This window comes from Streptomyces sp. NPDC040622 (assembly GCF_055593965.1).
The window spans coordinates 122,832-131,251 of sequence record NZ_JBVIXD010000005.1 but is presented as its reverse complement, the minus strand read 5'-3'; the positions used below and the strand labels follow the sequence as shown (position 1 = coordinate 131,251).

General features: G+C 73.4%; 8 protein-coding genes. 1 reads left to right on the top strand and 7 read right to left on the bottom strand.

Going from position 1 to position 8,420, the window contains the following annotated elements:
- Positions 1-126: 126 nt before the first annotated feature.
- From ACZ592_RS15425 to ACZ592_RS15400, 6 genes are all read right to left on the bottom strand, one after another.
- The gene (locus ACZ592_RS15425) at positions 127-783 is read right to left on the bottom strand and encodes a hypothetical protein (protein WP_471582041.1); all 657 of its coding nucleotides are present in this window, start codon (positions 781-783) and stop codon (positions 127-129) included.
- A 141-nt stretch (positions 784-924) separates the two neighbouring features.
- A complete protein-coding gene (locus tag ACZ592_RS15420) occupies positions 925-1,809 on the bottom strand; it encodes a TIGR03619 family F420-dependent LLM class oxidoreductase (RefSeq protein ID WP_471582040.1) in 885 nt (294 codons plus the stop codon).
- Between the two features lie 80 nt (positions 1,810-1,889).
- Entirely contained in the window at positions 1,890-2,498 is a 609-nt protein-coding gene (locus tag ACZ592_RS15415) for a histidine phosphatase family protein (protein WP_471582039.1), read from the bottom strand.
- 101 nt (positions 2,499-2,599) lie between these two features.
- Positions 2,600-3,388 carry a hypothetical protein gene (locus ACZ592_RS15410; RefSeq protein ID WP_471582038.1) on the bottom strand — a complete coding sequence of 263 codons (789 nt, stop codon included), beginning with the start codon at positions 3,386-3,388 and terminating at the stop codon, positions 2,600-2,602.
- Positions 3,388-4,689 carry a VWA domain-containing protein gene (locus tag ACZ592_RS15405; protein WP_471582037.1) on the bottom strand — a complete coding sequence of 434 codons (1,302 nt, stop codon included), beginning with the start codon at positions 4,687-4,689 and terminating at the stop codon, positions 3,388-3,390. Before ACZ592_RS15405 ends, ACZ592_RS15410 begins: the two co-directional genes overlap by 1 nt.
- Positions 4,690-4,793: 104 nt before the next feature.
- Positions 4,794-6,029: an FAD-dependent monooxygenase gene (locus tag ACZ592_RS15400; protein WP_471582454.1), complete on the bottom strand. Its 1,236-nt coding sequence runs from the start codon at positions 6,027-6,029 to the stop codon at positions 4,794-4,796.
- A gap of 71 nt (positions 6,030-6,100) precedes the next feature.
- On the opposite strand from ACZ592_RS15400, the gene ACZ592_RS15395 reads away from it, so the two are divergent.
- Positions 6,101-7,762: an RICIN domain-containing protein gene (locus tag ACZ592_RS15395; protein ID WP_471582036.1), complete on the top strand. Its 1,662-nt coding sequence runs from the start codon at positions 6,101-6,103 to the stop codon at positions 7,760-7,762.
- A 12-nt stretch (positions 7,763-7,774) separates the two neighbouring features.
- Here the strand turns inward: ACZ592_RS15395 and ACZ592_RS15390 are convergent, their stop codons facing one another.
- Entirely contained in the window at positions 7,775-8,401 is a 627-nt protein-coding gene (locus ACZ592_RS15390) for a C39 family peptidase (RefSeq protein ID WP_471582035.1), read from the bottom strand.
- Between the last annotated feature and the right edge of the window lie 19 nt (positions 8,402-8,420).

Sequence of the window (8,420 nt, the reverse complement as noted above, 5' to 3'; positions counted from 1 at the left end):
GTGGAAGGCAAGGGGGGGGGGGGGGGGTGTGGGGTGGGCAGTGTGCGCCTGGGTCGCGCGGGGGGGGGGGGGGGGGGGGGGGGGGGGGGGGGTCTCCCCCCCCCCCCCCCCGGGCCGGGGGGTACCTCACGTCCGCCGGGGCGACGCGAGCACGTACCGCCCGCCCGTGCGTGACTGGGCGTGCTCGCTCACCTGCCAGCCCGCCCGCTCCAGGGCCGCCGCGCACGCGCGCAGCCCCTCCGGTGTCGGGTCCCGCACGGCGACGGCCTCGGGCTGGGGCGTCCCGCCGACCCGGTAGCCGCCGTTTTCGCCGTTTTCGCCGCTGTCGGGGCTCGCCGGGCGGCAGCCGGCCGCCTCCAGGGCCAGCGCCGCCGCCTGTACCAAGTGCGTGCGCTCCCACGCGCAGGGGCGATCGCGGGCGCCGTCCGTGTTCGTCATCCGGCGCAGCTCGACCAGGCCCTCCCAGGCGCTGCGCACCTCCCGCTCGCGGGCGGCGCCCTCGGCCCCGGTCCGTATCTCCCCCGTGCCGGTGCGCGCGGCGAAGACGCCGGAGGGTGCGGGGTCCGGCGTCGGCTCCGGGACGGCGGGGACGGGGGCCGTCCCCTCCTCCCGTACGCGATGACCTGCGGGCGTCAGGAAGCAGGCATGCGGGGGGCGGGGGTGGCGGAAGGCGAGGCGGGCCCGCACCAGGGCCGTGAGCTGGGTCTCGGTGCCTGACAGGCGCCCGGTCGCCGGGTCCGCCGCCTCGATGATCCGTCGCTGGACGGCGGTAGGTGGTCTCACCGCGCACACCCCTTCTCCGGCAGGTCCCGTCACCCGATGTCACCTGGTACCGATAGTGCCCCGAGCCACTGACATCGGGGACACTCCGGCACCGGGACGCCGCGGGACCGGGGCCGCTCCGGCGCGGGGACGCCCCCGGAATCAGGGTGCCGTGGACAGCACGAGCTCCAGCACGCGCCGGTCCGCCGCGGCGTCCGCCCGCTCCCCGGGGGTGCCGGGGTAGGTGTCCAGGAGCACGTCGGTGGCGCCCAGCTCCGCGAGGGTCTCCAGGTCGCCGCGGACCTGGTCGGCGCTGCCGTGCCCGAGCGGGCGATCCGCCGCGTCCTCCCGCTGCCCGAGCCTGATCTGCAGACGCGGCACGAGGTCCGGCACGGGGCGGCCCGCCGCCTCCGCCTCCCGAGCGATCAGGGGCAGCGCGGAGCGCAGCATGTCCACGGTCGGCATGAACGGGTGCCAGCCCTCGCCGAGGCGCGCGGCGCGCACCTGTGCCGCGGGGGAGTTGCCGCCCACCCAGACCGGCAGGGTGGCGGACGCGGGGGCCGGGGCGGTCCGGACGCCCTCGTACGCGACGTACGTGCCCCGGAAGGACGTCGGGTCCTCGCCCCACGCGGCGCGGATCGCCGCGAGGTACTCGTCGGTGATCGCCCCGCGCTCGCGGAACGGCACGCCGAGCACCTCGTACTCGGCGGCGGACCAGCCCACCCCGGCGCCCAGGATGAACCCGCCGTCGTTCAGCCGGTCGATGTTGGCGGCCATGCGGGCGGTCTGCAGGGGGTGCCGGTAGGGGATGACGGTGATGGTCGTGCCGAGCCGCAGTCCCGGCACGCGCCCCGCGAGGTGCGCGGCGAGCACGAACTGGTCGTAGAACGGCGCCGGATAGACCTCGTGGACGTCGGGGGTCACCGCGATGTGGTCGGAGATCATCGCGAACTCCAGGCCGAGGTCGCGGGCGTCCGTCGCCTGCCGTACGAGGGAGTCGGGGGTGGTCTCGGAGCCGAAGTTGAGGAGGTTCACGCCGTATCGCATGAGGGCAGTCTTGATGATCAAGAATGCGGGTGTCGAATCCCTCGAATCGGCTGATTCCCCCCGGTTTCCCCGGCCTTCCGTCAGCCCTTGTTGCGCTGGGGGCGCAGGTTCCAGCTGGCCACCACCGGCCTGCCGTGCTCGGTGCTCAGGCGACTCACCGTGCCTGTGGCCAGCAGGAACATCGAGCCGCCCGACGTGGGCAGGCCGAGGCGGCGGGCCGTCAGGACGCGGAGGAAGTGGCTGTGCGCGAAGAGCAGCACGCTGCCCTCGTTGTTGGAGAGCGCGGCGTCGACCTTGGCCAGCATCCGGTCGGCGCGGTCACCGACCTGGTCGGGCGTCTCGCCGGGGTGCTCGGGAGGCCCCGGGGCCACGCCGTCCGTGAACAGGTACCAGTCCGGGCGGGTGCGGTGGATCTCCAGGGTCGTCAGGCCCTCGTACGCGCCGTACTCCCACTCGGCGAGATCCGGGTCGACCAGCGCGTCCCCGAAGCCGGCGAGCTCCGCGGTCTCCCGTGCCCGCCCGCGCGGGCTCGTGAACGCCGCGCCGATCCGGTACGTGCCGACGAGCGGCGCCAGCGAGCGCGCCTGCTCCCTGCCGTTGTCCGTGAGGGGAATGTCCGTCCAGCTGGTGTGCTGCCCTGAGAGGGCCCACGGCGTCTCGCCGTGCCGGACGAGGAGCAGATCGCCCATGGTCGCGCACATCCTGTTCTCGTGGGGGTGGCGGGACCGGTCGGTTCCGCCACCCCCGAGACTGCCACGCGGTGCAGGTCACGCGCGTGAGGGGGACCTCGTCACAGGCCCTGCGGCACCCGTGCGGGCCGTCCCGAACCGCGCGTCAGGGCGTATCCGCCGACGCCCGCGAGCGCCGCGAGGACACCGCCGCCCGCCGTCCACAGCCAGCGCGACGACCACCAGCCGCCCGCCCAGCCGTCCTCGGGCTCGGTGACGGCGGCGGGCCGTGCCTTGTCGGAGCCCGCGCCCGGCACCAGCGGCTCGCCCAGCGTCCCGTCCACGGCCTGCGCGCCGCCCGCGTCGGTCGTGGTGACCTTCGCCTCGGCCCGCACCGGAAGCCCCAGGTCGTCCGCCTTCAGGTCGGCGACCGTGAGCCGCAGGTAGTAGGTGCCCGGCAGCGGATCGTTCGCCCACTGCTCCGACCAGGACCGCACCGTGCGCAGCGTGCACGAGAGCGACACCGACGAGGCGTCCTGAGCGGCCGTCCGCGCGGGCGTGCCGAGCCGGCACGCCTGACGGCGCCGCAACCCGTCGTACACGTCGACCCGCCAGGTGGAGTCGGCGTGCCGGGACGCGGCGTCCGGCAGCTTCACCGTGGCGTGCACGGTGGCCCGCTGCCCGGTGTCCACGGGGAACGCCCAGTACAGGTAGTCGCCCGTGGACGCCTCCGCCGTGGCCTCCTGGTCCTGGCGGATCGCGGTGGCGGTACGGAACGACGTCCCCGCCTCCGTCGGCGTGCCGTCCTTCTCGTCGCCGTCCGCGAAGGCCGCGCCCGCGGCGCCCGCCAGGAGCAGCAGGGCGGCGCCGGTCACGGCGCCCAGGCGCCGCACCACACGTGTCGTACGCATCAGTTGGTCCTCCAGACCGCGAAGCGCCAGCGCGACAGCCAGCCCCAGAGCACACCGGCGAGGAAGCCGACGAGGACGAGCAGACCGAGCAGCCACCAGCCGTGGCCGAGCCCGAAGAAGGCGACGTCCGAGGCGTCGTCGGGGGAGTCGACCAGGTCGACGGCGAGCTCGACGGGCAGGCCCGGCGCCGTCTTCACGGACGTGGGTGCGGAGAAGGAGTTGCTGACGCGCAGACAGACGGTCTCGCTCGCCCCGTACTTGGCGTCCTCGTCGTCATCGTCCGCCTCGGGCCGTGGGTAGCGCAGACCGGTCGAGATCACGTCGGTGCGCCCGTCGCCGGACTCCTGGCCGCGCACGATCTCCCGGCCGCCCGGTGTCTCGGCGCGCAGCAGCACGCCGTAGTCCTGGTTGACGGCCCGGTCCGCGGACACACTCACGGACGCGCGCAGCTCCTTGCCGGCGGGGACGTCCACGCGGTACCAGCGGTGCTCGCCGAACTTCTCACGGTCGGTGTACAGGCCCGACTCCAGCTTCGGCGCGGCCGTGCACTGCGCTGCGCCCTTCGCCTCGACGGGCGTGACGACCGGATCGGCCGCCCGGTCCACCAACTGCTTGACGCGGCCGGAGAGTTCGTCGGTGTGCCGGATCGACGTGTACGTGCCGCCGGTGGCCTCCGCGATGCAGCTCAGCTGGTCGCGGGTCTTGGCGTCCGGCACCAGGCCGAGCGTGTCGATGGTGAGGTGGATGCCCTTGGCGGAGATCTCGCGGGCCACCACGCACGGGTCGAGCGGCTGGCAGGTGTCCTCGCCGTCGGAGATCAGCACGATGCGGCGGCTGCGCTCGGCCTCGTCGTCCGTCAGGTCGTCGGCGGCCTTGAGCAGCGTCGGGCCGATCGGGGTCCAGCCGGTGGGCGCGAGGGTCGCGACCGCGGTCTTCGCGTCCGTGCGCCCCGCCTTGTCGAGCCGCTCCACGGGGTAGAGCAGCTCGGTGTCCTTGCAGCCCGTCTTGCGGTCGTCGCCGCGGTAGTTGGCGCCGAGGGTGCGTATGCCGAGGGCGACCTCGTCCGGGGTCGCGTCCAGGACCTCGTTGAAGGCCTGCTTCGCGGCGGCCATCCGGGACTTGCCGTCGATGTCGCGGGCCCGCATGGACCCGCTGACGTCGAGGACGAGCTCGACCTTGGGGGAGGGCTGTGCCGGTTCGTCGTCGTCATCGGCCACGGCGGGGCCTGCCGTGACGAGGCCGGCGGTCAGGGCGGCGAGCAGGGCGATCACCCAGGCCGCCGGCCGTTGTCTTGTGATCATCGCCGGATCTTATTGATCTCCGGCGCGCATCCCCAAAACGAGGCCGGAACGGCACGCAGGGCCACCGTCTGACTACGCATCACCTGCCCGGACGGGTGCCGTCGTCACCTCGTGAGGCCCCGCCCGCCGAACGCCCCCGACCCGTCCGCCCGCTTCCACCACGCCTCCATCGCCGCCTGGTCCATCGCCCGCCAGTCCGGTGTCGCCTGGACGAGCGCACCGCCAAGGCGCCGCCCGAGGTCCACCATCGCGCGGCCGGAGACGGTGCGGTCGGTGTCGTACGTGTCCAGGGCGTCCGCCCAGGTGTCGGCGGTGGCGAGGGCGGACTCCAGGACCGTGGCGTCCTGCAGCGCCTTGACCGCGCCGGCGCCGGTGTGCGGCCGGGCCACCGCCGCCGCGTCGCCGGCCAGCAGGATCCGGTCGGCGGTGCAGCGGGGCGCGGTGAAGTCGTACATCGGCTGGAGGAAGAGCTCGCCGGGCGCCGTCTCCCGCAAGAGCGCGCCCCAGTACGGCGGCAGGAGGTCGTCGGCCACGTGCGCGAGGTGCGCGGCGAGCGCCTCGGTGAGCCCACCGGGCGGCAGGCTCGTGGGGCCGGTGAGCCGCAGGTCCAGGCCGAGCCCGAGGTCGAGGTCCGGGGGCGGCGCGGTGTACAGCACCCAGTTGACGCGGTGGCCGCCCGCGCCGTCCGGGATGCGGTAGATGATGACGTGGCCGCCCGGGAAGACGCCGTACACGCAGTCGTCGGCGGCCCACCGCCCCGGATCGTTCAGCCGGGCCTCGGGGAAGGCGCCGCGCCAGGCGAGATAGCCGGCGTAGGCGGGCCGTACGTCGCCGAAGCGGGCGGCGCGGACCGCAGAGCGGTACCCGTCGGCGCCGATGACCAGGTCGTGGACGGCGCTGCCCGCGTCGGTGGTGACCTCGACGCCCTCGACGCCGTCGGAGGCGGGGCGCACGAGCCGCACCGCCGCGCCCGTGCGGAAGTCCACGCTCTCCGGCAGTCGCCCGTGCAGCTCCCGCCACAGCGGACCCCAGTTGTACGTGCGGAAGGGGAAGGGCATGGTGGCGATCTCGCGCCCCACCGGCGAGGGGGCCGTGTCGTCGCGCACGTACCACCGCCGGCGCGCGAGCTGCACCCACGGCATGCCCGCGTCCATGTACCCGGCCGACTCCAGCTCCGTGTAACGGGAGTCGTGCACGGCGAGCCCCACCCCGCGGTCCGCCAGATCGCCCGCGGCGCGTTCGTACACGGTGATCTCGTCGGCCCCGCCGCGGTGCGCGGCAAGCGCCGCGGCGCACCCGGCGATGCTGCCGCCCACGACGGCGACCCTGCCTCCACGCATCATGGCGCCATCCTGACAGCACGAGCGAGGGGCGCCGGGGCGAAAGTAAAGAATGTGTAATGCTCATCCTTATGACATTCGACCGGTACAGACCCACACGCCCTCTCGTCCGTCCCCTGCTCAGGGCGGCGACGCTGAGTGCGGCCCTGATAGCGGGCCTGCTGGTCGGCACGGCGCCCACCCAGGCCGCGGGCACGCCGATCGCGCCGATGGCCGACCCCGGCCAGTTCAAGCTCACCAAGCGGTACGACCTGTCGGACGGCATCGCCGCGATGAAGGCCACCAGCCAGCTCCAGACGGTCAAGAACCCCCTGTCCGTGCTCGCCGGCTCCGGCCACACCGGCAAGAAGGGGCTCTGCTACCCGACGCCCTTCCACCCCGGCATCGGCGCGGAAGGCTACTGCTGGAACAACCAGGACGACTCCACCGGCGGCGCGGAGATGAACTGGGCGCCCCAGGGGTTCTCCGTGAAGGTGGGCGACCCGAACTGGCAGGTCGTCACCTGGCACGCCAAGGAGATCAAGGGCGACCCCGAACAGTACGCGCGCATCACGTTCGTCGACCGCTCCTCCGGCACGCCGCGCTTCAACCACGCCCTGCTGGTGGTCCCCCGACCCACTGACACCTTCGACGCGGACCCCATGCACGGCGACAGCGTGGTCTGGAAGGGCGACCGCATCACCATCGGCACCGGAAACCGGCTGCTGACCTACGACATCAACGACTTGATGAAGGTCAACACCCTCTCGGGCCAGGTCGGCATCCACGGCGACGAGTCGTCCGCCAAGCACCACAACTACATCCTGCCGCTGCGCACCGAGTACTCCACCTCGAACGGTGCGGCCTGCACCCCGCTGACCGGGAACAAGCCGTGCCTGACCTCGCTGAGCTACGACAGCTCCGGCGGCGGCTCCCTGATCTCCAGCGAGTACTCCAAGAGCTATCTGGAGCAGGGCGGCAAGCCCACCAAGGTCGCGGGACGGATCATGCGCTGGCCCTACGAACTCGGCCAGGGCGCGTCCGCGACGGCTGCGTGGACGTCACCGCTGCTCAGTCAGCAGGGCGCGGTGTACGCCGAGGGCAGCCTCTTCGTCAGCGCCCAGTGCCCCGACAGCTTCGAGAACGGCGACGACCACCGGGTCGGCGTCGACTCCTGCATCCACCAGGCCACTCCGGGCCAGGCGCCGCACGTACTGACCGCGGCACCCGACATGACCCAGAACCTGTCGTACGACGCCGCCGCCCGGCGCATCTGGGGCATCAACGAGCGGCACACCGACAAGCCCAAGCGCGTGGTGTTCAGCATCAACACCGCCGTCACGCCCGTCGCCGCGGTCCGGTTCAAGAACATCGGCAGCGACAAGTGCCTGCTGCCGTACGGCGGGAGCCTGGATTCCGGCACCCACGCCGTCCAGTGGGGCTGCAACGGCAAGAGCCCGCAGAACTGGTACTGGGACGGCAAGCGCATCCGCAACTTCTCCAGCAGGCTCTGCCTCACGGTGGAGGGCGCCAGCAAGTCCAACGGCGCCCAGGTGACCCTGTGGACGTGCAACGGCAGCAGCGCCCAGGACTGGTCCCTGCGGAAGAACTCCGCGGGCGGCGGCGCGCAGATCGTGAACGGCAACAGCAACCTCTGCCTCACCTCCCGCAACGGCAGTGCCGCCAACGGGGCCGGCATCGTCCAGTGGGTGTGCGACCCGGCACAGATCAAGCATTCCTGGAACGGCGGCTGAGGAACTCCCCGCTCAGCCGGCCGGCTGCCGCGGGTCGCGCAGCGACACCCCGCGCCCGGCGAAGAACGGCTCGAAACCGGCGGGGGAGAGCTGGGCCGTCCTGCTCGGGGCGTCGATGCCCGACGGGTTGTGGAAGTGGAACCGCCCGTCGGGCGTGCGGCCGGTCACCAGCACCAGGTGGCCGCCCCTGCCCGGCGCGGGGCGGTGCGGGCGGCGGATCTCGTAGTGGACCGAGGCGATGACCTGCCGGCCCGCGTCCAGGAGCGTGCCGATCTCCTCGACGGACAGATGCCGGTGGACCTCGGCGTCGACGCCGTGCTCCTGGCGGGCGTACTCGGCGAAGGGGGCGTAGACCATCCCCCGGATCACCCCGTCCTCCTCCGTGTACGCGCCGTACTTCAGGGCGCCGTCCCGCAGCGTGAAGAGGTCGGGCGCCGAGGCGCCGAGCGCCATCCGGTAGCACGTCAGGCCGCACAGGTGGCCGCACCAGCGCGCGTAGTCCTCGACGGTGGCCGCGCCCGAGGTGCGCCACGCCGGATCGTCGGCGCGGTCGAAGTCCTCGTACACGATGGGTCCGACGAGTTCGGGCGAGGCGAACTGGGTGTGGACGGGAGCGGCGCAGGTGGTGCAGGACGGCACGGCGTGGCTCCCGGGGCTC